Annotated in this window: 22 protein-coding genes and 3 tRNA genes; 24 read left to right on the top strand and 1 reads right to left on the bottom strand. The window is 68.7% G+C overall.

Annotated elements, in window-relative coordinates; translation table 11 throughout:
- Positions 1 to 328: 328 nt before the first annotated feature.
- Positions 329 to 1,045 carry a hypothetical protein gene (locus ACN269_RS16355; RefSeq protein WP_421473235.1) on the top strand — a complete coding sequence of 239 codons (717 nt, stop codon included), beginning with the start codon at positions 329 to 331 and terminating at the stop codon, positions 1,043 to 1,045.
- Between the two features lie 557 nt (positions 1,046 to 1,602).
- Here ACN269_RS16355 and ACN269_RS16350 read toward each other — a convergent pair.
- Positions 1,603 to 2,331 carry a hypothetical protein gene (locus ACN269_RS16350; protein ID WP_421473234.1) on the bottom strand — a complete coding sequence of 243 codons (729 nt, stop codon included), beginning with the start codon at positions 2,329 to 2,331 and terminating at the stop codon, positions 1,603 to 1,605.
- 559 nt (positions 2,332 to 2,890) lie between these two features.
- Here ACN269_RS16350 and ACN269_RS16345 point away from each other — a divergent pair.
- The 23 genes from ACN269_RS16345 (at position 2,891) to rpsG (ending at position 25,288) form a co-directional block, all read left to right on the top strand.
- The gene (locus ACN269_RS16345; RefSeq protein WP_421473233.1) at positions 2,891 to 3,394 is read left to right on the top strand and encodes a DUF4265 domain-containing protein; all 504 of its coding nucleotides are present in this window, start codon (positions 2,891 to 2,893) and stop codon (positions 3,392 to 3,394) included.
- A gap of 550 nt (positions 3,395 to 3,944) precedes the next feature.
- A complete protein-coding gene (locus ACN269_RS16340; RefSeq protein ID WP_421473232.1) occupies positions 3,945 to 4,139 on the top strand; it encodes a hypothetical protein in 195 nt (64 codons plus the stop codon).
- Between the two features lie 104 nt (positions 4,140 to 4,243).
- A complete protein-coding gene (locus tag ACN269_RS16335) occupies positions 4,244 to 6,772 on the top strand; it encodes a putative bifunctional diguanylate cyclase/phosphodiesterase (protein ID WP_421473231.1) in 2,529 nt (842 codons plus the stop codon).
- Between the two features lie 92 nt (positions 6,773 to 6,864).
- Positions 6,865 to 6,937 (top strand) — tRNA-Thr (locus ACN269_RS16330).
- Between the two features lie 24 nt (positions 6,938 to 6,961).
- A tRNA-Met gene (locus ACN269_RS16325) sits at positions 6,962 to 7,034 on the top strand.
- 132 nt (positions 7,035 to 7,166) lie between these two features.
- Positions 7,167 to 7,334 (top strand): 50S ribosomal protein L33, encoded by a 168-nt coding sequence (gene rpmG / locus ACN269_RS16320; protein ID WP_007073056.1) that lies wholly within the window; start codon positions 7,167 to 7,169, stop codon positions 7,332 to 7,334.
- A 125-nt stretch (positions 7,335 to 7,459) separates the two neighbouring features.
- A complete protein-coding gene (locus ACN269_RS16315; RefSeq protein WP_421473230.1) occupies positions 7,460 to 7,906 on the top strand; it encodes an FAS1-like dehydratase domain-containing protein in 447 nt (148 codons plus the stop codon).
- A gap of 1 nt (position 7,907) precedes the next feature.
- The gene (locus ACN269_RS16310) at positions 7,908 to 8,300 is read left to right on the top strand and encodes a MaoC family dehydratase (RefSeq protein ID WP_421473229.1); all 393 of its coding nucleotides are present in this window, start codon (positions 7,908 to 7,910) and stop codon (positions 8,298 to 8,300) included.
- 197 nt (positions 8,301 to 8,497) lie between these two features.
- Positions 8,498 to 8,570, top strand: a tRNA-Trp gene (locus ACN269_RS16305).
- A 213-nt stretch (positions 8,571 to 8,783) separates the two neighbouring features.
- Complete coding sequence (secE, locus tag ACN269_RS16300; RefSeq protein ID WP_421473228.1) at positions 8,784 to 9,176, top strand: preprotein translocase subunit SecE; 393 nt, start codon at positions 8,784 to 8,786, stop codon at positions 9,174 to 9,176.
- A gap of 39 nt (positions 9,177 to 9,215) precedes the next feature.
- Positions 9,216 to 9,938, top strand: a complete 723-nt coding sequence (nusG, locus tag ACN269_RS16295; RefSeq protein ID WP_421473227.1) for a transcription termination/antitermination protein NusG — start codon at positions 9,216 to 9,218, stop codon at positions 9,936 to 9,938.
- A gap of 188 nt (positions 9,939 to 10,126) precedes the next feature.
- Positions 10,127 to 10,558, top strand: coding sequence for a 50S ribosomal protein L11 (gene rplK, locus ACN269_RS16290; RefSeq protein ID WP_421473226.1), 432 nt, complete (start codon positions 10,127 to 10,129; stop codon positions 10,556 to 10,558).
- Positions 10,559 to 10,637: 79 nt separating this feature from the next.
- Positions 10,638 to 11,354, top strand: coding sequence for a 50S ribosomal protein L1 (rplA, locus tag ACN269_RS16285; RefSeq protein WP_355053306.1), 717 nt, complete (start codon positions 10,638 to 10,640; stop codon positions 11,352 to 11,354).
- Positions 11,355 to 11,434: 80 nt separating this feature from the next.
- The gene (locus ACN269_RS16280; RefSeq protein WP_421473225.1) at positions 11,435 to 12,301 is read left to right on the top strand and encodes an ABC transporter ATP-binding protein; all 867 of its coding nucleotides are present in this window, start codon (positions 11,435 to 11,437) and stop codon (positions 12,299 to 12,301) included.
- Positions 12,298 to 12,987, top strand: a complete 690-nt coding sequence (locus ACN269_RS16275) for a hypothetical protein (protein WP_421473224.1) — start codon at positions 12,298 to 12,300, stop codon at positions 12,985 to 12,987. The genes ACN269_RS16280 and ACN269_RS16275 overlap by 4 nt, the downstream gene beginning before the upstream one ends.
- Positions 12,988 to 13,322: 335 nt before the next feature.
- Positions 13,323 to 13,871, top strand: a complete 549-nt coding sequence (rplJ, locus tag ACN269_RS16270) for a 50S ribosomal protein L10 (protein ID WP_355050769.1) — start codon at positions 13,323 to 13,325, stop codon at positions 13,869 to 13,871.
- A 54-nt stretch (positions 13,872 to 13,925) separates the two neighbouring features.
- On the top strand, positions 13,926 to 14,315 hold the full coding sequence (rplL, locus tag ACN269_RS16265; RefSeq protein WP_067359604.1) for a 50S ribosomal protein L7/L12: 390 nt from the start codon (positions 13,926 to 13,928) through the stop codon (positions 14,313 to 14,315).
- A gap of 570 nt (positions 14,316 to 14,885) precedes the next feature.
- Positions 14,886 to 18,317, top strand: coding sequence for a DNA-directed RNA polymerase subunit beta (locus ACN269_RS16260; protein ID WP_421473223.1), 3,432 nt, complete (start codon positions 14,886 to 14,888; stop codon positions 18,315 to 18,317).
- A gap of 78 nt (positions 18,318 to 18,395) precedes the next feature.
- Entirely contained in the window at positions 18,396 to 22,283 is a 3,888-nt protein-coding gene (locus tag ACN269_RS16255; protein ID WP_421473222.1) for a DNA-directed RNA polymerase subunit beta', read from the top strand.
- Positions 22,284 to 22,376: 93 nt separating this feature from the next.
- Positions 22,377 to 22,745 carry a hypothetical protein gene (locus ACN269_RS16250; RefSeq protein WP_421473221.1) on the top strand — a complete coding sequence of 123 codons (369 nt, stop codon included), beginning with the start codon at positions 22,377 to 22,379 and terminating at the stop codon, positions 22,743 to 22,745.
- 804 nt (positions 22,746 to 23,549) lie between these two features.
- Entirely contained in the window at positions 23,550 to 23,930 is a 381-nt protein-coding gene (locus ACN269_RS16245) for a hypothetical protein (RefSeq protein ID WP_421473220.1), read from the top strand.
- A gap of 511 nt (positions 23,931 to 24,441) precedes the next feature.
- Positions 24,442 to 24,816 carry a 30S ribosomal protein S12 gene (gene rpsL / locus ACN269_RS16240; RefSeq protein ID WP_007465318.1) on the top strand — a complete coding sequence of 125 codons (375 nt, stop codon included), beginning with the start codon at positions 24,442 to 24,444 and terminating at the stop codon, positions 24,814 to 24,816.
- A 1-nt stretch (position 24,817) separates the two neighbouring features.
- A complete protein-coding gene (gene rpsG / locus ACN269_RS16235) occupies positions 24,818 to 25,288 on the top strand; it encodes a 30S ribosomal protein S7 (RefSeq protein ID WP_007465317.1) in 471 nt (156 codons plus the stop codon).
- Positions 25,289 to 25,363 lie beyond the last annotated feature (75 nt).

Genomic DNA, 25,363 nt, shown 5'->3' with positions numbered 1-25,363 from the left:
CGAGGGAGTCCATCTGACCAGTTCAGGGCCGCGAGGGTAGCGCTCTGTAAATCCGTCGCGAAAGCTACAGAGGTTCGAATCCTCTACCCGCCACCAGGGAGCGTCAGACCCCTGACCCGCATTTTGCGGGTCAGGGGTCTGGCCTGCTTTGCAAGGCAGCAACTACCGATGTCCACGAGACGCCCTTGATCGGGCACGTAGGGGGCACGACGTGAGCGAGCCAACACCGCCGGATGGGGTGGCTGCCAACGTTCCGGCGAAGCCCTGCTTTGTCATCGCGCCCATTGGGCCCGCCGGTTCAGAGACTCGACGTCGCAGCAACCAGATCATGAAGTACCTGATCCGTCCGGTGCTGGGCAGGCATGGCTACGTCGCCGTCCGAGGCGATGAGATGGATCAAGGCGGGCTGATTACCAGTCACATTTTGACCCGGATCGCAAACGATCCGCTTGTGATCGCCGACCTTACGGATGCCAACCCCAACGTCTACTACGAGTTGGCGGTGCGCCACGTGCTGCGGAAGCCCTTCATCCAGCTGATCGATTCCGCTCAGCGGCTGCCATTCGACGTCGCGGGCCTACGAACGATCCATGTCGATCATAGAGATCTCGATAGCGTGGAGGACGCAAAGGCGGCCCTCACGCGGGCGATCGAGAGCATTCACAAGGGCGAGCCGATCGAGACGCCTATGTCCTTCGCGATCGAGCTACAGGATCTGCGAACATCGGCTAATCCCGAGGAGCAGGGACTCGCGCAGATCTTGGAGGCTGTGAAGCGCATTCAGCGGGACGTCCAGGTCAGCCGGACACGGGGCGCGTCTCTTGAGGATTTCATGTCTCTCCGAAGGTGTGTCGAAAGACTTGCGGAGGAGGGCCGCCTGACGGACGACGACGTCGCCATGCTAGTCACCAGAACAACCACCGGCCCTTTTGATGATTGGGCTAATTCACTCCCAATCAAGGGCGCGGCTTTTGACGACCCGTGGGCGAATACGCCCCCGTCGCCGTCGGCCTCACCGACCTTTGATGACGAACCGCCATTCTAGGCTTGGGCAAGAGCGCAGGGGTGGGCCTCGCGGACGCTAAGTGGCGGATCTGCTGTTCTGCCGATGACCGTGGGCGTTGGGCGGCCGACCTGACTTCCGCGTCGGTTCGTTTGAGGCGCGTCAGACGTAGGGGCTGCTGTCGCAGATGATGGGCGCGGTCGGTAGACAGAAGGCAGGTCCCGGTCACCCCCGTGCCGGGGAGTCGAGTAGTCTCGGCCGCTGGCCACGTGCCGGATCTTCGTCGGTGTCTCGTCTGGTTGACGCCGCCTCTGCTGACCGGAGCCGCAGGGATTGCTACTGGGCTCGCGGTGCCCGGAACTTCGGGGCACGGCCCGCACGTTTGGCTGCTAGGTCTGTCGGCCTTCCTCGCTGCTCTAAGTGTCCGCGCGGGCGGCGTGGCACCATCGCCCAATAAAAAACCGCGTGCTAGAAATTTAAGGTCCCGGTGGGTTGCTCCACGGCGGGTGAGCGCGTGTGGCACATGGTCGGCCGTCGGTGGGCCAGGCCGAGGGTAGTCCGCTCAGGGTGCTGACCAGAGCGCCCATGTTGGCCCGGCATTACTCCCAGACGAGAAAGCTGACTTCCAACACGCATATGCTGCCCGCGAAGCGCTCGCGGTCTTCATCGTCCTTGAGGAATTTCTCGCACATGCTCAACTTCGATACCACCAGCTTGCCGTGACGGCCCTCGCTGGTGCGTAGGCAGAAGGAGGAACCGGCTTGGAGCTGCGGCGCCGTGGCCAGCGATGACCACGCAGCGTTGTCGACTTGTGCGCATTCCTGAAATGTTGCTTTCCCGCTTGGCGATGAAGCGAAGACGGTTCCGTTGGCTCCACCAAGGGAGCTTTCGTTGAGCACGAGATCTGTGCCGTTGGTCGTCCCGAAATGCCGGTGGTTGTCGTCGACATCCCAGTATCTGTTGCCCTGCGGATCATCGGAGCCGTACTCGTCGAGGGTCTGGAAGCGAGGGCTCCCGCTGCTGTGCACTACTTCTCGTGTCGGCGCCTCCGTTGAAGGGGGCGACGTATCGCCGTTGCCCAGGCTCCCAGAGGGAGTTGGTGGGCCCGTGTTCGTGCTTTGCGTGGGGGAGGAGCTCAGGCTGTTGGAAGGCGCGGTGGATGGCGTGGGTGGCGACGCGGCTCCCTGGTCATCCTTGACGGGAAAGAGCCATGCAAGCAGGGCCACGAGAGCGCTGAGAAGCCCGACGACCGCGCCGATGCCGGCCCACTCTCCTCTGCCGAGGTGCTGACGGAGGCTGTTCCGGGATGGCTTGTCACGATCGCTCACGTTCGACCTCGCTCCACACACGACAGATCACATAACTTAGCGTCGTGCAGCGGTGACCGAAGCCCCGCTTGCTGGCCCTACGGCCTGCGGCACGCGGCAGCCTCGCTCTGGCTGAAGGCCGGCGTCCCGCCGACCGATGTGCCGGGCGCCTGGGCCGCGCCGCCGTCGTCCTGCTTCCGCGTCTGGGCCAGCTGCATCGACTGCGGCGACGACGCCATGAACCACAAGATCGGCGACTGGTCAGAATTTTCGGGTGATGACAGGAATGGTCGGCCTCGTGCTGCTGTTGGCGCTGGGCTCCGCTGCGCTCTTAGCCCTCGTGCACGTGGCTGCGTGGCTGTGGCGGTCGTTGAGGCGTGGGGTTACTTCTCTGCCGCGCGCTGTGAAGTCCCTGACGGTCGAGCAACCTCCGGGAGGGGCCTTCAACGACTCCCGGGACGTGTGGCCGATGCCCAGGGACGACTGATCCGAGGCGCTGCCAAGCTGGCGCTGCCTTCAGAACTATCGGCTCGCCGGGCTGGTGTGGTGGGCTCCCCACCCTCCCGGGAATGATGCGGGCATGTCCTCACCCGCACCGGACCGCGACGCACCTGCCGGAGAGCACCTCATCAAGATCTGGTTCAGGTTCGTGCCGCGGGAGGGCTGGCTTCCTTACGACACCGAGGGCTTGTGGGGTGTCGCGGCGGGCCCGGACACGGCTCGCATATGCAATGCGCCGTTCCTTCAGGACGGCGTTGCCGAGGGAGACGTGGTGCGCTTCACCGTGGATCCGCAGGGAGTTCGCTGGGCGACTGGACGGGTCGAGGCATCGGGAAACTGCACGGTGAGGGTCCTACCGAAGCCCCGTGGCCCTCTCGGGTCAAACGCGCAAGCTGTCTACGACCGCCTGGCGGGCTTCGGCCTCGGCGGCGAGGCGTTCAGCACGGAACTTCCGCTCGTCGCCGTGACGGTGCCAGCGACAGCCGATTTCTCGGCCATCAAGGCGACCCTGCAACACGGCGAGGCGGCGGGCTGGTGGAGCTTCGAGGTCGGCTGCGCGAACGACGCGTGGGAAGCGGCCTGAACATCGGGGGCGTGGGCACGGCGGGGCCATGGCCTGTGGAGGCGCGAGCGGCGTTCGAGGAGCCCCGCGACTTCCCACGCCCGTTCTTCCGGACGTGTAGGACCCCTAACTGAGGCTTCCTGCCCCGGTTGAGCTGTGCAAATGCGTCGCTCGGCGGGCTCGGCGGTGCTCCTGGCCGCCAGGAGGGAATCCGGTCCGGGGACTGGTCTATTGGCGAAGACCCGGTATGGTGGTCGATGGCTGGACGCCGAACGCACGACGCGAACGCACCTCCTGGAGGCGTCACTCACAGTGACCAAGATGTCGGATCTGGTGCTCTGCCGCGACAGCGCCGAATTTGTGGTGAAGGTCGTATTCGACGCTGTGTGAAGCGCTGACCTGCCCTGCACGGCTGTGATCTGCTCCGGTGCGGTGGGGCTGGTGGGCCGAACGGCGGGAAGTTACAGACGGTGGGGCCCAACGGGCTGCCCACCACTTCTCTGGCTGCCCGCACTGTGGCACGATCGTGGAACCTCCACCACCCCCACGACATTTTCCGACAGGAGCAATCATGTCTGGTCTTAGGTTGGGCCGGCTGCTTGGCTCACTTTTCACCCTCGCCGCACTTGTGAGCGGCATCGTCAGTGTTGATCTCGGCAGCAGCTCAGGGGGCGGCGCTCAGGCTGGCGACATCGTTTGGCAGACCGTGCAAACCGCCGACAAGTCCGTGCCGACGGCGCAGGCAGCCGACATCGTCTGGCAGTGAGGCGATTGCCTCGGGCTGGTCATCCAGTTTGGCCGTCCTGGTGGAAGGCACCATCGACGTAGTGACGGTATCGTGACCGCTCGGCGTCAATCCGAAGGAGCGCCATGAGCGGTCATGGTCAACCCCGGCGCAGGTCGTCCGAGGACGCGTGGATCATCACCGCGCCCCTCGCGCTGATCGCGGTCGTCTGTGCCACCGCCACCGGGTTGATCGCGAAGGAGCCCTTCGGCGACTGGCCCGAGGCGATGCTCCTTCTCGTCATCATGATCGTGGCGGGGTTGCCGCTGCTCAGCCTGGTGGTCCGGCGGCAGACGATCGGCGTCACGCTCACCGAGCTGCCGATGGTCCTCGCGCTCTACTTTCTGCCGCCGCTGACGGTGGTGGTCATCTACACGTTGAGCTCCCTGATCACCCACACCAGGCAACGGTTCTCGGCGCCGAAGGTGTGGTTCAACGTCGCGCGCGCCGCCGCGGGAACGTCGCTGGCTGTCCTGGTCCTCCAGGCGTTCCCGCCCATGGAGGGCGTCGGTCCGAGCACCTGGGTCAGCATCTTCGCCGCCGTGAGCATGGTGATCCTGATCAGCTACGCCAGCGTGGCGGCCGTACACACGTTGCTGCACGGCTGGCAGACCGGGCGCGGGACGTTGCGGACCGCCACGCCGGCGGTGCTCACCGCGGCGATCAACGTGGCGGTCGGCCTGATCGTGCTGATTCTGGTCCGTAGCACGTGGTGGTCGCTGCTCCTCCTGGCAGCCCTCGGTGCCGGCCTTGCCCTGGTCTACCGGGCTTACGCTCAGTTCTTCCGCCAGCACCGCACCCTCACCGACCTGTACGACCTGACCCGCGCCGTAGTGGGTAGCGGGCACAGCGGCACGCTCGCCGACGCTCTGCTCGGCCGGGTCCGGGCGTTGATGCAGGTGGAGTACGCGACGTTGTGGCTGCCGGCCCAGGGGAGGCACCCCGAGACCCTGCTGACCGCGCGGGTGGACGACCCGGGCCTGCTCGACCTGGCGCTCACCCCGGCGATGATCCGCGAACGGGTCCTGGAGACTGGGCGTACCGTCGCGGTGGGCCGTGGGGTGACGACCGACGGTGAGTTCCGCGCGGAGCTGGCCGAGCGCCGGATCAAGGACGCGGTGGTGGTGCCGCTGCGGTCGGGTGAGGTCGTCATCGGGACCCTCGAGGTGGCCAACCGGCTCGGCGACGGCAACAACTTCAGCTCAGCGGACATCGCGGTCTTCGAGACGGTGGCCGCGCACGCCGCGGTGGCGCTCGAGAATTCGCGACTTGTCGACCGCCTGCGGCACGACGCGTACCACGACACCCTGACGCGGCTGCCCAACCGACGGCGCATCACCGCCGCCCTGGACGAGTCGGTCAAGATCGGTGCGCCCGACGAGGTGGTGGCGTTGCTGCTGTTCGACGTCGACGGGTTGCAGCAGGTCAACGAGTCCCTCGGTCACGCCGCCGGGGACAAGGTGCTGGTCGAGGTCGCCAACCGGCTGCGGGCGAGCGCGCCGTCGTCGGCTCTGGTCGGTCGTGCGGGCGGCGACGAGTTCCTGGTGACCCTCCGGTTGGAGAGCGCCGAGGCGGCACTCGAACTGGCCGAACAGTTGCGCGACCAGATCCGCGACGAGATGGTCTTCGACGCGCTCACCCTCGACGTGAACACCGCCGTCGGGGTGGCCGTACACCCGGATCATGGCAGCGATGCCGCGACCCTGCTGCTCCGGGTCGACCTGGCGGCGAACGTCGCCAAGTCGGTGCCGGGCAGCGTGCAGTTGTTCAACCCGGGTCTGGAGTCCCGGTCGTTGCGCCGCCTGGGTCTCGCCGGTGACCTGCGCCAGGCGTTGGACCAGGGCGAGCTGGAGGTCTACTTCCAGCCGAAGGTGACCTTGCGGGACCGGCGTCTGGTCGGTGTCGAGTGTCTGGCCCGCTGGGAGCATCCGACGCACGGCACCGTCGCTCCCGAGGACTTCGTGGCGGTGGCCGCGCACACCGGCCAGTTGAGTCGGCTCACCGAGGTGGTGCTCCGCGAGGGGCTGCGGCGCAGCCGGGACTGGGCCGAGGCCGACCAGCCGCTGCCCATCGCGGTGAACCTCGCCGCCCGCACGCTCACCGACCAGCACTTCCCGGACCGGGTGCAGGAGCTGCTGACCGAGTACGGGGTGCCGGCGCAGCGCCTCACCCTGGAGATCACCGAGTCGGGCGTGCTGGACGGTACGGACCGGCCCATCCCGACGCTGCGTCGCCTCCGCGACCTCGGCGTCCGGCTGTCGGTGGACGACTTCGGCACCGGTGACTCGTCGCTGGCCCACCTGCGCCGGTTGCCGGTGCACGAGGTGAAGGTGGACCGCTCCTTCGTCCAGGGCATGGCCACCGACCCGGGAGACCTCGCGATCGTCAACGCGGTGGTGACACTCTCGCAGCAGTTCGGCCTGGCCGTGGTCGCCGAGGGGGTGGAGAGCGAACTGACCCTGGAGCTTCTTCAGGACATCGGGTGCGAGATCGGTCAGGGATTCCTGTTCAGTCGGCCGCTGCCGTACGAGCGACTGGCTGCCTGGTTCGGCGCTCAGGTGGACCCGGAGACGATCTCCGGCGGCGAGCTTCCGCGCCTGCGTGTGGTGCCCTGAGCTGGTCATACGCGGCCGCTGGGGATCCGATTTCACCTGCCGACCCCTGCCGTGTATTCTACTTCTGCGCGCCCCACGGGGAGATCGCGCAGGCCCCCTTAGCTCAGTCGGCAGAGCGTCTCCATGGTAAGGAGAAGGTCTACGGTTCGATTCCGTAAGGGGGCTCGAGGGTTCAGCTGGACCCACCGCGGCGGTGTAGCTCAGATGGCAGAGCAAGCGGCTCATAATCGCTGTGTCGCCGGTTCAAGTCCGGCCACCGCTACTCTCGTCTTCCGGGCTGGTTCCCGGTGGTCGTTGAGATGGGCGCCACTGGCGCCCACTTTGCATGTCCGCGCAGTCAGCGTCTAGGCTGACGCGTCGTAGTTGTTTCCGTTAGCGAGGAAGGCACTCCGCCGTGGCGAAGGCTACCGATGTCCGGCCGAAGATCACTTTGGCGTGTGTGGAGTGCAAGGAGCGCAACTACATCACGCGCAAGAACCGCCGGAACGACCCCGACCGCATCGAGCTGAAGAAGTTCTGCCCGCGCGACGGCCGGCACACGGTTCACCGCGAGACCCGCTGACCGCCGGCCGGCACCCGTCGGCCGTCGTCGAAGCCTTTCCAACCGCCGATCTGACCGGTCGGGCGCGGCGTTGCCGCAGCCTGCCAACCAGATCGGCGGTTGTGCTTTCCGTGTAGGTTCGCGGCATGTCCCTGGACCCTTCCTTCGTCGGCCGCACGTATCCGCCGACCGCCCCGTACCAGGTGGGCCGAGAAAAGATCCGTGAGTTCGCCACGGCCATCGGCGCCACGGACGCGGCTCACCACGACCCGGCCGCGGCGCAGGCCCTGGGCCACCCGGACGTGGTCGCTCCGCCGACCTTCCCGGTGATCGTCACCATGGCCGCGACCCGTCAGATCATCGAGGACCCGGACCTGGGCGTCGACTACAGCCGCCTCGTCCACGGCGACCAGCGGTTCGCGTACACCCGGCCGGTGGTCGCGGGCGACGAGCTGGTCTGCGTCAACACCATCGAAGAGGTCAGCAACCGGGGCGGGCACGGCCTCCTCACCACCCGCACGGACGTGAGCACCGTCGCCGGGGAGCCGGTGGTCGCCGTCTGGGCCCGGTACGTCATCCGTGGAGAGGCCTGAGATGGAACTGCCAACCAAGACGTTCCGGGTGACCCGGGCGGACCTGATCCGCTACGCCGGCGCCTCGGGTGACTTCAACCCGATCCACTGGAGCGACCGGGTCGCCACCAAGGTGGGCCTGCCCGGGGTCATCGCGCACGGCATGTTCACGATGGCGCTGGTCGGCCGGGCGGTCACCGAGTGGGCCGGCGCGCCCGACGCGGTGGTCGAGTACGGCGTACGGTTCACCCGGCCGGTGGTGGTCCCCGACGACGACCAGGGGACCGAGATCGAGGTGACCGCGCGGGTCCGTGAGGTGACCGAGGACGGCCTCACCCGGCTCGAGGTGACCGCGACCTGCCTGGGCGACAAGGTGCTGTCGCAGGCCCGCGCGGTGATCCGTACGGCACGCTGAACCGAGGCCGGATAGGCGCAGATCCCGGGCGGCACGGCACGCTGAACCGGGGGCGCGCGGCGCGCGGAATCGGCTTCGCCACGCGTGGCGGGGAGACCGGTTGGGAAAGTCGGGCGCCTACCCGTACACTGGTCCGCCGTGGGGCAAGTGACCCCTGCACGGTCGTCTGTGACCGCGTGGGGCGAGTGTTGCCGCACAGGGGTGTAGCTCAATTGGCAGAGCAGCGGTCTCCAAAACCGCAGGCTGCAGGTTCAAGTCCTGTCACCCCTGCGCCTCAGGCCTGACCGTTCCCGTGGGTCGCGCCGCCGACAAGGCGGCGTCCGGCCCGTGGTGGTGGCACCGGCGGGGTGGTTCCGAGGCAATCGGGGCTCCCGGTCGGACCACCGGCCGCGGCCCGTCGCGGGACGGTTGGGTCCGGCCGGCGTGACCAGCGCCGCGTACGCCGCCCGGCGTGCGACCCGAGATTCCGCGACGGAGGGCGAAGTGGCCGACAACAAGCGGCGCGGCGAGGACGCCGGCGACGATCGTCTCGACGACGAGATCGTCGACGACGTAGCCGACGACGATGCCACCGGCGCGGACGAGCCGGTTTCCCGGGGCGGCACCGCGACGCGGGCCCGCGCTCGGGCGGAATCGGCGGACAGCCGGCCGACCACGAGGTCGGAAACCGGTCGGGTGGGCGTGTTCGGCCGCATCGCCCGGTTTTTCCGCGAGGTCGTTGCCGAACTGCGTAAGGTCATCTGGCCGACCCGCAAGGAGTTGCTGACGTACACCGCCGTGGTGGTCACGTTCGTCGCGGTGATGCTGACGATCGTGGGTCTGCTGGACTACGGCTTCGCCAAGGCCGTGTTGTTCGTCTTCGGCAACTCGGACTGACCGGCTGTCTCCAGCCGATAGTGACGGAAGTGAGCGAGCGTGCCTGAGTACGACGAGACCGCCGGAGAAGTGGACGAGCAGTCCACGGTCGCGACGGCGGCTGGTGACGAGTCGGTTGAGGCCGCCAGCGAGCCGGAGTTCCCCACCACCGAGCCTGCGCCGGACGAGGACTACGACCCGGTCGCCGAGCTGCGGCAGAAGCTGCGTTACGCGCCGGGTGACTGGTACGTGGTGCACTCGTACGCCGGTTACGAGAACAAGGTGAAGACCAACCTCGAGACGCGGATCACGAGCCTCGACATGGAGGACTTCATCTACCAGGTCGAGGTGCCGACCCGGGAAGAGGTCGAGGTCAAGAACGGTAAGCGTTCGCAGGTCCAGGCCAAGGTCTTCCCCGGTTACATCCTGGTCCGGATGGAGCTGACCGCCGAGTCCTACTCGTGTGTCCGCAACACCCCGGGTGTGACCGGCTTCGTCGGTGCGACCGACCGGGCCGACCGGCCCGCGCCGCTGTCGCTCGACGAGGTGCTGAAGTGGCTGGCGCCGGCCGTCGAGACCGAGCAGAAGAAGGTGAAGCCGGAGATCAAGGTCCTCGACTTCGAGGTCGGCGACTCCGTCACCGTCACCGACGGCGCGTTCGCCTCGCTGCCGGCCACGATCAGTGAGATCAACGCCGACCAGCAGAAGCTCAAGGTGCTGGTGTCGATCTTCGGCCGGGAGACCCCGGTGGAGCTCAACTTCAACCAGGTCGCCAAGATCTGATGGTCGTCGGCGGCGGGCCCAGCCCGCCGCCGACGTCGGCGTACGCCCTCCCGCTCGACCTCGGCGGACGAGCGGGCTGCGGCCTGCGCTATTCTTGAACGTCGCCGCTGTCGCATCGCGCTGACCGTGCGCGCCCCGCCGCGGCGGCGACGGCCGCATTTTCCCAGCTCCAAGCCCCAGGAAGTGACATGCCTCCGAAGAAGAAGCTCGTCAAGACGTTCACGCTTCAGCTGCCGGCGGGCCAGGCCACGCCGGCGCCGCCGGTCGGCCCCGCGCTCGGTCAGCACGGCGTGAACATCATGGAGTTCTGCAAGTCCTACAACGCGCAGACCGAGTCCCAGCGGGGCGACATCGTCCCCGCCGAGATCAGCGTGTACGAGGACCGGTCCTTCACCTTCGTGCTGAAGACCCCGCCCGCCGCCCGGCTCCTGCTCAAGGCCGCCGGTATCCAGAAGGGTTCGGGCGTTCCGCAGGCGACGAAGGTCGGCTCGGTCAGCCGCAGCCAGCTCCGTGAGATCGCCGAGAAGAAGATGGCCGACCTCAACGCCAACGACGTGGACCAGGCCGAGAAGATCATCGCCGGCACCGCCCGGTCGATGGGCATCACCGTCAACGACTGACGTCGGCTCCCCGCCGACGACCCGATCGTGGGAGGGCTCGCGCCGAGCGGCCCGCCAGAGACCACAGGAGTAATCAGCAATGCAGCGCAGCAAGAGCTACCGCAAGGCCGCCGACGTCATCGACCGGTCGAAGCTCTACACCCCCGCCGAGGCCGTGAAGCTGGCCAAGGAGACCACCAACGTCAAGTTCGACGCCACGGTCGAGGTCGCCATGCGCCTCGGCGTCGACCCCCGCAAGGCGGACCAGATGGTCCGCGGTGTGGTCAACCTGCCGCACGGCACCGGTAAGACCGCCCGCGTGATCGTCTTCGCCAGCGGCGCGAAGGCCGAGGAGGCCGCTGCGGCGGGTGCGGACGAGGTGGGCACCGACGAGCTGGTCGCCCGCATCCAGGGTGGTTGGCTCGACTTCGACGCGGCGATCGCCACGCCGGACCAGATGGCCAAGATCGGCCGGATCGCGCGGATCCTGGGCCCGCGCGGTCTCATGCCGAACCCGAAGACCGGCACGGTGACCATGGACGTCACCAAGGCGGTGCAGGACATCAAGGGCGGCAAGATCACCTTCCGGGTGGACAAGCACTCGAACCTGCACCTGATCATCGGCAAGGCCTCCTTCTCGGAGAGCCAGCTGGTGGACAATTACGCCGCGGTGCTCGACGAGGTGCTGCGGGCCAAGCCGTCCGCGGCGAAGGGCAAGTACCTCCGCAAGGTCATCCTCACCACCACGATGGGCCCGGGCGTTCCGGTCGACCCGAACCTGGTGAAGAACCTGACCGAGGACTCGGCCGACGCCTGAGCCGACTCATCGCTCCACCGGGGCGCCGCCACGATCGTGGCGGCGCCCCGGCGCGTTCCGGGTGTGGCAAGCTCGACCGCATGCGGCTGGAGAACGTCTGGTTGCGGTACCACCGGCGGGGCCCGTGGGTGCTGCGTGACGTGGACGCGCGGATCGGTCCGGGTGAGGTGGCGGTCGTCCTGGGCCGCAACGGGGTGGGCAAGTCCACCCTGCTCCAGGTGGCCGCCGGGGTGTTGCGGCCGGGCCAGGGGCGGGTCGTCGACCGGCCGGCCCGGGTGGGTTGGGTGCCGGAGCGCTTCCCGGCCGACCAGCCCTTCACCGTGTCCCGCTATCTGACCGGCATGGCCCGCGCGGCCGGGCTGGGGCGCACAGCGGCCGACGAGGCGGTGGCGACCTGGACGCGGCGGCTCGGGCTGGACCCGTTCCGCGCGGTGCGGCTCCCGGAGTTGTCCAAGGGCACCGCGCAGAAGGTCGGTCTCGCCCAGGCCATGCTGCGGACGCCGGGCCTGCTCGTACTCGACGAGCCGTGGGAGGGCCTGGACGCCGCGACCCGTGAGCTGGTTCCCGAGCTGATCGACGAGGTGCTGGCCGACGGTGGCATGGTCCTGGTCAGCGACCACCGGGGGGAGACGGTCCGGTTGCCGGCCGCCCGCCGCTGGTCGGTGGCCGCCGGCGTGCTGACCGAGGAGACCGCGCCCGCCGACGAGGAGGCCATCGCCGTGGTCGAGGTCGCGGTGCCGGCCGCGCGCGTCGCCGGCACCGTCGCCCGCCTGCGGGCCGAGGGCCACCAGATTCTTCGGGTACGCGCCGACGCCTCCACCGCCCCACCCCAGGCGCACCCGTCCACCCCATCGGCCTCCACGGCGCTGCCGACCCCGTCGGCCTCGACGGCGCGGCCCGGAGCGGCCGACGAGATGGTCGAGCCCGGCACGGGGGAGGGCCGGTGAACGCGCTGGTGTGGATGCGGCTGGCGGGTCTCCTGCGTACCGGACGGGCGCTGGCGCCGCTGCTCGCGGGCCTCGTCGTGCTCGGCACGCTCTACGGTGGCGGCCGGTCCCAGCCGGCGGAGGCGTACGGCGTCTCGGCCGTGGTGCTCTTCCCGGTGCTCGCCTGGCAGACCAAGATCCTGCTGGACATCGAGCCGGACGTGCAGCGCCGGCTGGCCCAGGTAACCGTCGGGGTGGCCCGGGAGCGTCTCGCCGGTCTCCTGGCGGCCGGCGTGGCGGCGCTGGTCGCGGTGGCCGTCGCACTGCTCTTTCCGTGGCTGGTGGGTGGCGTCACCGGGCCGGTCGAGCCGGGGGACCGCTCGGTGCCCGTCGGTATCGCGCTGGGGCTGTGGGCGCACCTGCTGGCCGTACCCGCTGCGGTTGCTCTTGGCGCGTTTGCCAGCCGGGCGTCGGTGGGCGGTGCCGCGTACGGCGTCGCGGTGTTGGCCCTCGGCGGGGTCGGCGCGGTGGCGCTCGGCCTGCGTGGGTCGATCGCGCCCTGGCTGGTACCGCCGATCATGGCCACCGCCCGGACGACCGCGGGTGACGCCGCCGCGCTGACCCTGCTCGGGCTCACGGCCTGGGCCCTGGCGTGGAGCGTGGTGGTCACCGCCGGCTACCTCTGGCGGCGCCGGGTCCAGGGCTGAGCGGGCCGGCGGCGTGACCCGGGTCACCGGGGGCGATTTGGCGCTGGTCGTATGGGCGCGTACTCTCGACCTCATCCGTGTTATTGCGGATAAGAACCACCCAGAGACCGCTGGTCACCGTGCTCCGGCACGGTCGAAGGTCCCGCGACGACGGGCGACCCGCGTAGGGCGGCAAGCGTAACTCGGCAGTGAGCATGGTCCGCCGACCGTGACTTCCCGCCGGCCCTCGCCCCGTGCGCCCTGCGCCGGGGCTTTTCGTTGTCGTGCTGCCTCCGCCCCCGCTTTCGGCTTCGGCCGTGTCGGGGACCAGCCTCGAGTAACGAGAGAGGAGGGACATGGCGGACAAGCCGATCCGAGCCGACAAGGCCACGGCCGTCGCTGAGCTGACCGAGAGCTTCCGCAGCGCGGGCGCCACCGTGCTGACCGAGTACCGCGGTCTGACGGTTTCCCAGCTCACCCAGCTGCGGCGCTCGCTCGGTGCCGAGACCAGCTACACGGTCGCGAAGAACACGCTGGCGAAGCGTGCCGCGACGGACGCGGGCATCACCGGCCTCGACGAGCTGTTCACCGGTCCTACCGCGCTGACTTTCGTTTCGGGCGACGTCGTCGAGGCGGCGAAGGGGCTTCGCGACTTCGCGAAGGCCAACCCGAAGCTCGTCATCAAGGGCGGTGTCTTCGAGGGCAAGGCCATTTCCGCGGCCGAGGTCACGAAGCTCGCCGACCTGGAGTCCCGCGAGGTGCTGCTGGCCAAGCTGGCCGGCGCGATGAAGGGCAACCTGAGCAAGGCCGCGGCCCTGTTCCAGGCTCCGCTCTCCAAGGCCGCCCGCGCGGCGGCCGCCCTGGCGGACAAGAAGCGCGAGCAGGAGGGCGCCGAGGCGGCCTGAGGCCCTCCCGGCGCACCAGTTCTTACTTAACAGATTCAGGAAAGGACGCCAGACATGGCGAAGCTCAGCACCGACGAGCTGCTCGACGCGTTCAAGGAGATGACGCTGATCGAGCTCTCCGAGTTCGTGAAGCAGTTCGAGGAGACCTTCGAGGTCACCGCCGCCGCTCCGGTCGCGGTTGCCGCCGCCGGTGGTGCCGGTGGTGCCGCCGCCGCTCCGGCCGAGGAGGAGAAGGACGAGTTCGACGTCGTCCTCGAGGCTGACGGTGGCAAGAAGATCCAGGTCATCAAGGTCGTGCGTGAGCTGACCGGCCTGGGCCTCAAGGAGGCCAAGGACGCGGTCGAGTCCGCGCCGAAGGCCATCCTGGAGAAGGTCAACAAGGAGACCGCCGAGAAGGCGAAGGCCAAGCTCGAGGGTGAGGGCGCCAAGGTCACCCTCAAGTGACCTGAGCTCCACCTGCGCGTACCCGGCTCGGTGAGCTGGGACACGGTCGCGTCGCGGCGGGCGGTGATCCGACACGGATCACTGCCCGCCGTGTTTCGTGGACCGGACGACAACCGTTCTGAGCTGGGCGCCGATGGTTGTTGCCGGGTCATCCGCACGAACGACCGGATCCTCCTCGGGTGGGAAAGAACCGACGACCCGGATACCGGCCCTTGACGCGGCCCCGGCCTGCCAGGCACGCTGACACCAGCAAGACACCGCGCTTGCGACGGCCACGATGTGGGTAATGACAGCGACGGCACCATCGGTCGCGGTCACCCGAGCGGCCCAGTGGGGAGTTGCGTTCTGAGCGGCCCGGCAGACCCCGGTGAACGGGGGCCGAGGCGCGTTCCGCAAACGACCTGCGGGGTGGGCTGGACAGCGGTTAGCCTCTCGGCTACACTGCTAGTTTGCGCTGCCTTCCGACTTGACCCCTGCTCGGAAATGTCCGTTTACGGATAATTCTGGCGGGGTCATTGGAGTGCACGCGTACCAGCCGTTCTGCAGCACCGGTCCTCGGAAGGACGCATCTTGGCAGCTTCCCGCCCTGCGAAGACCAGTCGTACGTCGAGCGCATTCGCTCCCCGCCGAGTTTCATTCGGCAGGATCACCGAACACCTCGAGGTCCCCAACCTCCTTGCCATCCAGAACGAGTCCTTCGACTGGCTCGTCGGCAACGAGGCTTGGCAGGGCCGGTCGGCGGACGACCCGCACGCACGCTCGGGTCTCGCGGAGATCCTTGAAGAGATCAGTCCCATTGAGGACTTCTCCGGCACCATGTCGCTCTCCTTCTCGGCGCCGCGCTTCGACGAGGTCAAGGCCTCGATCGAGGAGTGCAAGGAGAAGGACCTGACCTACTGCGCTCCGCTCTTCGTGACCGCGGAGTTCACCAACAACACCACTGGCGAGATCAAGAGCCAGACGGTGTTCATGGGTGACTTCCCGATGATGACGCCCAAGGGCACCTTCGTCATCAACGGCACCGAGCGCGTCGTGGTCAGCCAGCTCGTCCGGTCCCCGGGCGTCTACTTCGACAAGCAGCCGGACAAGACCTCCGACCGCGACCTCTCCAGCGTCAAGGTCATCCCGAGCCGGGGTGCCTGGCTGGAGTTCGACATCGACAAGCGCGACACGGTCGGCGTACGCATCGACCGCAAGCGCCGGCAGGCCGTCACGGTCCTGCTCAAGGCCATCGGATGGTCGGCCGAGCGGATCCGTGAGCGGTTCGGCTGGTCCGAGCTGATGATGACCACGCTCGAGAAGGACCACATCGCCGGCCAGGATGAGGCCCTGCTAGACATCTACCGCAAGCTGCGCCCTGGCGAGCCGCCGACGCGCGAGAACGCCCAGACCCTGCTCGACAACCTCTTCTTCAACCCGAAGAGGTACGACGTCGCCAAGGTCGGGCGCTACAAGTTCAACAAGAAGCTCGAAGTGGACGTGCCGATCACCACCGGCACGCTGACCGAGGACGACATCGTCGCCACCGTGGAATACCTGTGCCGGCTGCACGCCGGTGAGGAGGGCTACGAGGCCGACGACATCGACCACTTCGGCAACCGGCGCCTGCGTACCGTGGGTGAGCTGATCCAGAACCAGGTTCGGGTCGGCCTCTCCCGCATGGAGCGGGTCGTCCGCGAGCGGATGACCACGCAGGACGTCGAGGCGATCACGCCGCAGACCCTGATCAACATCCGCCCGGTGGTGGCGGCGATCAAGGAGTTCTTCGGTACGTCGCAGCTGTCCCAGTTCATGGACCAGACCAACCCGCTGGCGGGCCTGACCCACCGGCGTCGGCTGAGCGCGCTCGGCCCGGGTGGTCTGTCCCGGGAGCGGGCCGGCTTCGAGGTCCGCGACGTGCACCCGTCCCACTACGGCCGGATGTGCCCGATCGAGACGCCGGAAGGCCCGAACATCGGCCTGATCGGCGCCCTGTCCACCTTCGCCCGGGTCAACCCGTTCGGCTTCATCGAGACGCCGTACCGGAAGGTCGTCGAGGGTCGGGTCACCGACCAGATCGACTACCTGACCGCGGACGAGGAGGACCGGTTCGTCAAGGCGCAGGCCAACGCGCCGCTGCGGGCCGACGGGACGTTCGCCGAGGACCGGGTCCTCGTCCGTCGTAAGGGCGGCGAGACCGAGGACGTGGCGCCAGGCGCCGTCGACTACATGGACGTCTCGCCGCGGCAGATGACCTCGGTCGCGACCGCCATGATCCCGTTCCTCGAGCACGACGACGCCAACCGGGCACTGATGGGCGCGAACATGCAGCGCCAGGCGGTGCCGCTGGTCAAGGCCGAGGCGCCGCTCGTGGGTACCGGCATGGAGTACCGGGCCGCGGTCGACGCGGGCGACGTGGTGGTCGCCGAGGTCGGCGGTGTGATCGAGGATCTCTGCGCCGACTACGTCACCATCCACCAGGACGACGGTCACCGCCGGACGTACCTGCTGCACAAGTTCCGCCGCTCGAACGCCGGCTCCTGCGTCAACCAGAAGCCGGTGGTCTTCGAGGGCGACCGCGTCGAGGCCGGTCAGGTCATCGCCGACGGTCCGTGCACCGACGAGGGCGAGATGGCACTCGGGCGCAACCTGCTCGTGGCCTTCATGACCTGGGAGGGGCACAACTACGAGGACGCGATCATCCTGTCGCAGCGCCTCGTGCAGCAGGACGTGCTCACCTCGATCCACATCGAGGAGCACGAGGTCGACGCCCGGGACACCAAGCTCGGCCCGGAGGAGATCACCCGCGACATCCCGAACGTCAGCGAGGAAATGCTCGCCGACCTCGACGAGCGCGGCATCATTCGGATCGGCGCCGAGGTCGTCCCCGGCGACATCCTGGTCGGCAAGGTCACGCCCAAGGGTGAGACCGAGCTGACCCCGGAGGAGCGGCTGCTCCGCGCGATCTTCGGTGAGAAGGCGCGTGAGGTTCGGGACACCTCGCTGAAGGTGCCGCACGGCGAGACCGGCACGGTCATCGGTGTGCGCACGTTCTCCCGCGAGGACGGCGACGAGCTGCCGCCGGGCGTCAACGAGCTGGTCCGGGTCTACGTCGCCCAGAAGCGCAAGATCCAGGACGGTGACAAGCTCGCCGGCCGGCACGGCAACAAGGGCGTCATCTCGAAGATCCTGCCGATCGAGGACATGCCGTTCCTGGAGGACGGCACCCCGGTCGACATCGTGCTCAACCCGCTGGGTGTGCCGTCCCGGATGAACATCGGCCAGGTCCTGGAGACCCACCTCGGGTGGGTGGCCAAGACCGGCTGGAGTGTGGACGGCGACGACGCCGAGTGGAAGCGCCAGCTCCGCTCGATCGACGCGCACGAGTCCGAGCCGGACACCAACGTGGCCACTCCGGTCTTCGACGGTGCCCGCGAGGAGGAGATCTCCGGTCTGCTCGAGTCGACCCTGCCCAACCGGGACGGCAAGCAGCTGATCGGCCGCACGGGTAAGGCGCAGCTGTTCGACGGTCGCTCCGGCGAGCCTCTGCCGGACCCGATCGCGGTCGGCTACGTCTACATCCTGAAGCTCAACCACCTGGTCGACGACAAGATCCACGCTCGGTCGACCGGTCCGTACTCGATGATCACGCAGCAGCCGCTGGGTGGTAAGGCGCAGTTCGGTGGTCAGCGCTTCGGTGAGATGGAGTGCTGGGCGATGCAGGCGTACGGCGCCGCGTACGCCCTGCAGGAGCTGCTCACGATCAAGTCCGACGACGTGCTCGGCCGGGTGAAGGTCTACGAGGCCATCGTCAAGGGCGAGAACATCCCGGAGCCGGGCATTCCGGAGTCGTTCAAGGTGCTGCTCAAGGAGCTGCAGTCGCTGTGCCTCAACGTCGAGGTGCTGTCCAGCGACGGTGTGGCCCTGGAGATGCGCGAGACCGACGACGAGGTGTTCCGGGCCGCGGAGGAGCTGGGCATCGACCTGTCCCGGCGCGAGCCGAGCTCGGTCGAAGAGGTGTAAGTGGCGCGGGTCGGGGGCCTCCGGGCCCCCGACCCCCGCCCGTGATCTAGCTGTAAAGACGACGACATAGGGGACATAGTGCTCGACGTCAACTTCTTCGACGAGCTGCGCATTGGTCTCGCCACGGCCGACGACATCCGTCAGTGGTCGCACGGCGAGGTCAAGAAGCCTGAGACCATCAACTACCGCACCCTGAAGCCGGAGAAGGACGGGCTCTTCTGCGAGAAGATCTTCGGTCCGCAGCGGGACTGGGAGTGCTACTGCGGTAAGTACAAGCGCGTCCGGTTCAAGGGCATCATCTGCGAGCGCTGCGGCGTCGAGGTGACCCGCTCCAAGGTCCGTCGTGAGCGGATGGGGCACATCGAGCTCGCCGCTCCGGTGACCCACATCTGGTACTTCAAGGGCGTTCCGAGCCGGCTGGGCTACCTGCTGGACCTCGCCCCCAAGGACCTCGAGAAGATCATCTACTTCGCCTCGTACGTCGTGACGAGCGTGGACGCGGAGTCGCGTCACCGTGACCTCTCGACGATCGAGAACGAGATCCTGGCCGAGAAGCGGCAGTCCGAGAACAGCCGCGACTCGGAGATCGAGAAGCGGGCCGCCAAGCTCGAGGCCGACCTGGCCGAGCTGGAGGCCGAGGGTGCCAAGGCGGACGTCCGGCGCAAGGTCAAGGAGGGCGGAGAGCGCGAGATGCGCCAGATCCGCGACCGGGCCCAGCGCGAGATCGACCGCCTGGACGAGGTGCTGGACACCTTCCGTAAGCTGGAGCCGAAGCAGCTGGTCACCGACGAGCTGCTCTACCGCGAGCTGCGCGACCGGTTCGGTGAGTACTTCACCGGCTCGATGGGCGCGGAGGCCATCAAGGCGCTGGTCCAGAACATGGACCTCGACGCCGAGGCCGAGAGCCTGCGCGAGACCATCCGGTCCGGCAAGGGCCAGCGGAAGATCCGGGCGCTCAAGCGGCTCAAGGTCGTCGCGGCGTTCCTGAACACCCGTAACTCGCCGCTCGGCATGGTGCTGGACTGCGTCCCGGTCATCCCGCCGGACCTGCGTCCGATGGTGCAGCTCGACGGTGGCCGGTTCGCGACCTCGGACCTCAACGACCTGTACCGCCGCGTGATCAACCGGAACAACCGCCTCAAGCGGCTGATCGACCTCGGCGCCCCCGAGATCATCGTCAACAACGAGAAGCGGATGCTCCAGGAGGCCGTCGACGCGCTGTTCGACAACGGCCGTCGTGGCCGGCCGGTGACCGGGCCGGGTAACCGCCCGCTCAAGTCGCTGTCCGACATGCTCAAGGGCAAGCAGGGCCGGTTCCGCCAGAACCTGCTGGGCAAGCGCGTCGACTACTCCGGCCGTTCGGTCATCGTCGTCGGCCCGAAGCTCAAGCTGCACCAGTGCGGTCTGCCCAAGCAGATGGCCCTGGAGCTGTTCAAGCCGTTCGTCATGAAGCGGCTGGTCGACCTCAACCACGCGCAGAACATCAAGTCCGCCAAGCGGATGGTCGAGCGTCAGCGCCCGGTCGTGTGGGACGTGCTGGAAGAGGTCATCGGCGAGCACCCGGTGCTGCTCAACCGGGCGCCGACCCTGCACCGTCTGGGCATCCAGGCGTTCGAGCCGCAGCTGGTCGAGGGCAAGGCCATCCAGATCCACCCGCTGGTCTGCACCGCGTTCAACGCCGACTTCGACGGTGACCAGATGGCGGTGCACGTGCCGCTGTCCGCCGAGGCCCAGGCCGAGGCGCGGATCCTGATGCTGTCGTCGAACAACATCCTCAAGCCGGCCGACGGCAAGCCGGTCACCATGCCCACCCAGGACATGGTCATCGGCCTGTACCACCTCACCCACCTCACCGCCGGTGAGAAGGGCGAGGGCCGGGCGTTCAGCTCGGACGCCGAGGCGCGGATGGCGTTCGACAACGGCGAGCTGCACCTGCAGGCTCCGGTGAAGATCCGCCTGCGGGACGTGATCGGTGTCGACAACGGCGCCGGCGCCGAGGCGTGGACCGCTCCGGAGGGCTGGGTCGAGGGCGAGCCGCTGACCGTGGAGACCACCCTCGGCCGGGTGCTGTTCAACGAGACGCTGCCGCAGGGCTACCGCTTCGTGAACTACGAGATCCGCAAGGGTCAGCTCTCCGCGATCGTCAACGACCTCGCCGAGCGCTTCCCCAAGGTGGCTCTCGCGGCCACCCTGGACGGGCTCAAGGAGGCCGGCTTCCACTGGGCCACCTGGTCCGGCGTGACGATCGGCATGGAGGACGTCATCGCCCCGCCGCGCAAGGCGGAGATCCTGGCGAAGTACGAGAAGGAAGCCGACCGGATCGACAAGCAGTACCAGCGTGGTCTGATGACCGCCGAGGAGCGTCGCGGCGAACTCATCGAGATCTGGACCAAGGCGACCAACGAGGTCGCCAAGGAGATGGACACCGCGCTGCCGCAGGAAAACCCACTGTGGAAGATGATCAACTCGGGTGCCCGCGGTAACCTGCTCCAGCTCCGGCAGATCGCGGCGATCCGTGGTCTGGTGGCCAACCCGAAGGGCGAGATCATCCCGCGGCCGATCAAGGCCAGCTACCGGGAGGGTCTGTCCGTGCTGGAGTACTTCATCTCCACGCACGGTGCCCGTAAGGGTCTCGCCGACACCGCGCTGCGGACCGCCGACTCGGGTTACCTGACCCGTCGTCTGGTGGACGTCTCCCAGGACGTCATCATCCGCGAGGAGGACTGCGGCACCGACCGGGCGATCCCGATGCAGATCGGCGAGCGTCTGGACGGCAAGCTCGTCGTCCACACCCACGCCGAGACCAGCGTGCACGCCCGGACCCTGGCCGACGACATCAAGGGGCCGGACGGCACCGTGGTGGCCGAGCGCGGCCAGGACATCAACTCCATCGGGGTCGACAAGATCGTCGCCGCTGGCGTGGAGACCGTCCGGGTGCGCAGCGTGCTCACCTGCGAGTCGAAGCTGGGCGTCTGCGCGGCCTGCTACGGCCGTTCGCTGCCGACCGGCAAGTCGGTCGACATCGGTGAGGCCGTCGGCATCATCGCCGCCCAGTCCATCGGTGAGCCGGGTACGCAGCTGACGATGCGTACCTTCCACACCGGTGGTGTCGCGGGTGAGGACATCACCCAGGGTCTGCCGCGTGTGCAGGAAATCTTCGAGGCCCGGGTCCCGAAGGGTAAGGCGCCCATCGCCGACACCCCCGGCCGGATCCGTATCGAGGACGGCGAGCGCTCGCGGAAGATCATCGTGGTGCCGGACGACGGCAGCGACGAGATCGTGTACGACAAGATCTCGAAGCGCGTCAAGCTCCGGACCCACGACGGCGGCCACGTCGCGGTCGGCGAGAAGCTGACCGAGGGCACCATCGACCCGCACGAGCTTCTGCGGATCATGGGTCCGCGGGCGGTCCAGGTCCACCTGACCAGTGAGGTCCAGGAGGTCTACCGCTCGCAGGGTGTGCTCATCCACGACAAGCACATCGAGATCATCATCCGCCAGATGCTCAAGCGGGTGACGGTCATCGACTCCGGCTCGACCGAGTTCCTGCCGGGCGTGCTGGTCGACCGGGCGCTGTTCGAGTCGGAGAACCGCCGACTCGTGTCGGAGGGTGGCGAGCCCGCCGCCGGCCGTCCGGTGCTGATGGGTATCACCAAGGCCTCGCTGGCCACCGACTCCTGGCTCTCCGCGGCCTCCTTCCAGGAGACCACGCGGGTGCTGACCGACGCTGCGATCAACTCGCGTAGCGACTCGCTGGTCGGCCTCAAGGAGAACGTGATCATCGGTAAGCTCATCCCGGCCGGTACGGGCATCAGCAAGTACCGCAACGTCCGGGTCGAGCCGACCGAGGAGGCCAAGGCCAAGGTCTACTCGATGACCGGTTACCCGGAGACCGACTACGGGTTCGGGCCGGCCAGTGGGCAGGCTGTGCCGCTGGACGACTTCGACTTCGGGTCGTACCGCTAAGCACCAGACAACGACGAGGCCCCCGGCATCCGCCGGGGGCCTCGTCGTTCCCGGACCGCCCTGTGAGCGGACCGGGTTGGGCATGATGGAGGCATGACGACCGCATCCGGGCCGGTGTCCATCGCCTCTTCGGGCCTGCGCCACCCGCTCGACCCGGATCCGGCCCGTGCCACCAAGGCGCGGGCGGTCTTCGCGCTGGGATTGCTCGGCATGCTGACCGGGCTGTTCATCGGCGGGGTGGTGCCGGCGACGGTGGCGCTCCAGTTGGCCCGGCAGGCCCGCCGGGAGGCGTACGCCTCGGGGGGTTTCCTGACCGGAAGCGTCTGGCTGCGGCGAGGGGAGCGGATGGCCTGGGCCGGCCTGACGCTGGTCGCAGTCAGTGTGGTCGTCGTCGTGGTGATCGGCGTGGTCCGGCTGGCGGGCACGCCGTTCGGCCACGACTACCCCTCGAACATGGACTGAAGCAAGCATCCGGCGACCGCGCCCGGCGCGGACGGCGCCGCCTCCGGCGGTAGCCTGACCGGTGTCCGCCGCGCGCGCTGGCGGCCCTGTCGACAGGAGGACTTCGTGACGGAACCGGCGCGGCCCCCGGCGGACGAACCAGCCGGGCATCCTGACGCGCCGGCTCCGGGCGCGACTCCACCCACGCCGCCTCCGGACGCGGCTCCCGGGTCGCCGGCTCCCGGGGTGGCCGCCGCAGCGCCCGCGGCTCCCGCGGAGCCAGCCACGGATGTTTCCTCCGGCCCGATGCCGGGTTTCGGGTCACCCGCCTCGACCCCGGACACCGATGCCACCGCGTCGAGCGCGCCGGTCTCGCACCTCGGGCCGACACCCGCGGCGCGGAGTGAGTGGGCGCAACCCCAGGCGGGGCAGCCGGCGCCAACGGCCGGCGCGTCCGATGCGGGTGCGCCGTCACCGGCGGGCTGGGGCCCGGCGCCCTCGCCCGCGTGGGGTCCGCCCACGGCCGAGTGGGGCGGGGTCTTTCCGCCCGGTTACCAGCAACCCCATCCGGCCTCCGGCACTCCGGTGCCGTACGGCTGGGCCCAGCCGCCGTCGGGGCCCGCCGCTCCTCCCGGGTGGGGGCAACCGCCGTCCGCGCCGCCCGGTTGGGGCCACCCGGCGTCGGGACCGCCCGGCTGGGGGCAGCCCTCGTCCGGACCGGGCGCGTGGGGACCGCCGTCGCCGGGGCACTTTCCCGCCTGGGGTACGGCCGTCGCCCGGCCGGTGCCGCCACCCACCGATGACCAACGGAGGCCGCCGAAGCGGGTGGAAGCCGTGCCCGGGACCCCGTTCGGGGTGGTGCACCTGGACGTGCCGCCGGTGACCGCTGGGCTCGCGACCGGGTCGCTGGTGGCCGGCATCGCGTCGATCCTGGTCTCGCTGCTGGTGATCTGCGTCGGCGTGGCCTTCGGGACCCGTGGGGGAGTGTGGGTCTCGGGCGCCTTCACGGTGCTGGGGGTGCTGGCGGGGTCCGCGGCGGTCGTCACCGGCCTACTGGGCCAGCGACAGATCCGTCGGCCGGCCGCGCCGTCGGCGGTGCGGTTCACCGGTCGAGGGCTCGCGGTGGCCGGCGTCAGCTGCGGCGCGGCGGGTGCCCTGTTGAGCCTGTTGGGTCTGGGGCTGGGTTTGCTGATCAGTCTGACGTGACACGGTTGCCGGAACGGGCCCGGTGGCACACGGGTGGTACCCGGGGTTTCCGGGGCCTGCCCGGGGCCGACGGGTGCTTCGGCGGGGAAGCCGGTACACTTGTGTTCGTAGGTGCCCATCGCGGGTGCCGAGGCGGGACGCGATCCGGCCGGCGAGGGTGAGACGCCCGCCGACCCATTCCGTTTTGACCTGGGCGGCTGTGGTAGGTACTCTTTCCCCTTGTGCCCGGGCATGCCCGGGCAACTCGTGCGTGCGCTGGTTCCGGAGTCCCGGACGGCGAGCACGACAAGCCAAGATCCGGAGCGGGGCGATCCGCGTGCCGGGGACAGAAACCCGGTACGCCCGCGACAGCGTCCGCACCGGGACCGTGAGCTGGGCGACACGCCCGACCGCGGGTGCCGGGGCCTCCGCAAGGTGACCCTGGTCGGAATGTAGGAGAGCCGGTCACCAGGCTGGCTAACGAGCAGACGGCGCGGCCGCGAACAGCGGCCGAAGGGAGCGGAGAAACCCGGTGCCCACCATTCAGCAGCTGGTCCGAAAGGGCCGTCAGGCCAAGACGACCAAGACCAAGACCCCTGCGCTCAAGGGGTCTCCCCAGCGGCGCGGCGTGTGCACCCGCGTGTACACCACCACCCCGAAGAAGCCGAACTCGGCGCTGCGCAAGGTCGCTCGTGTCAAGCTCAGCAGCCAGATCGAGGTAACCGCGTACATCCCGGGTGTCGGCCACAACCTGCAGGAGCACTCGATCGTGCTCGTGCGTGGCGGTCGTGTGAAGGACCTCCCCGGCGTGCGTTACAAGATCGTCCGCGGCTCGCTGGACACCCAGGGTGTCCGCAACCGCAAGCAGGCGCGCAGCCGTTACGGCGCGAAGAAGGAGAAGAGCTGACATGCCGCGTAAGGGACCCGCTCCGCGGCGGCCGCTGGTCGCTGACCCGGTGTACAACTCGCCGCTGGTCACCCAGCTGGTGAACAAGATCCTGCTGCGCGGCAAGCGCCAGCTCGCCGAGTCGATCGTGTACGCGGCCCTCGAGGGCTGCCGCGAGAAGTCCGGCACCGACCCGGTCGTCACCCTCAAGCGGGCGATGGACAACGTCAAGCCGACCCTCGAGGTGCGCAGCCGCCGTGTCGGTGGCGCCACCTACCAGGTGCCGGTCGAGGTCCGCCCCACCCGGGCGACCACGCTGGGCCTGCGCTGGCTGGTCACGTACTCCCGCGCCCGGCGCGAGAAGACCATGGTCGAGCGGCTGATGAACGAGCTGCTGGACGCGAGCAACGGCCTCGGTGCCGCCGTCAAGCGGCGCGAGGACACGCACAAGATGGCCGAGTCCAACAAGGCCTTCGCGCACTACCGCTGGTAACACCTGAGGTTCCGGCGCCCACCGGGCGCCGGAACCGCCACCAGTTGAGTCGAGACGACGATAAGTAGGGATTGA

Source organism: Micromonospora sp. WMMD736 (genome assembly GCF_049179015.1).
Taxonomy (GTDB): domain Bacteria; phylum Actinomycetota; class Actinomycetes; order Mycobacteriales; family Micromonosporaceae; genus Micromonospora.
This window is presented reverse-complemented; position numbering and strand designations above follow the sequence as displayed.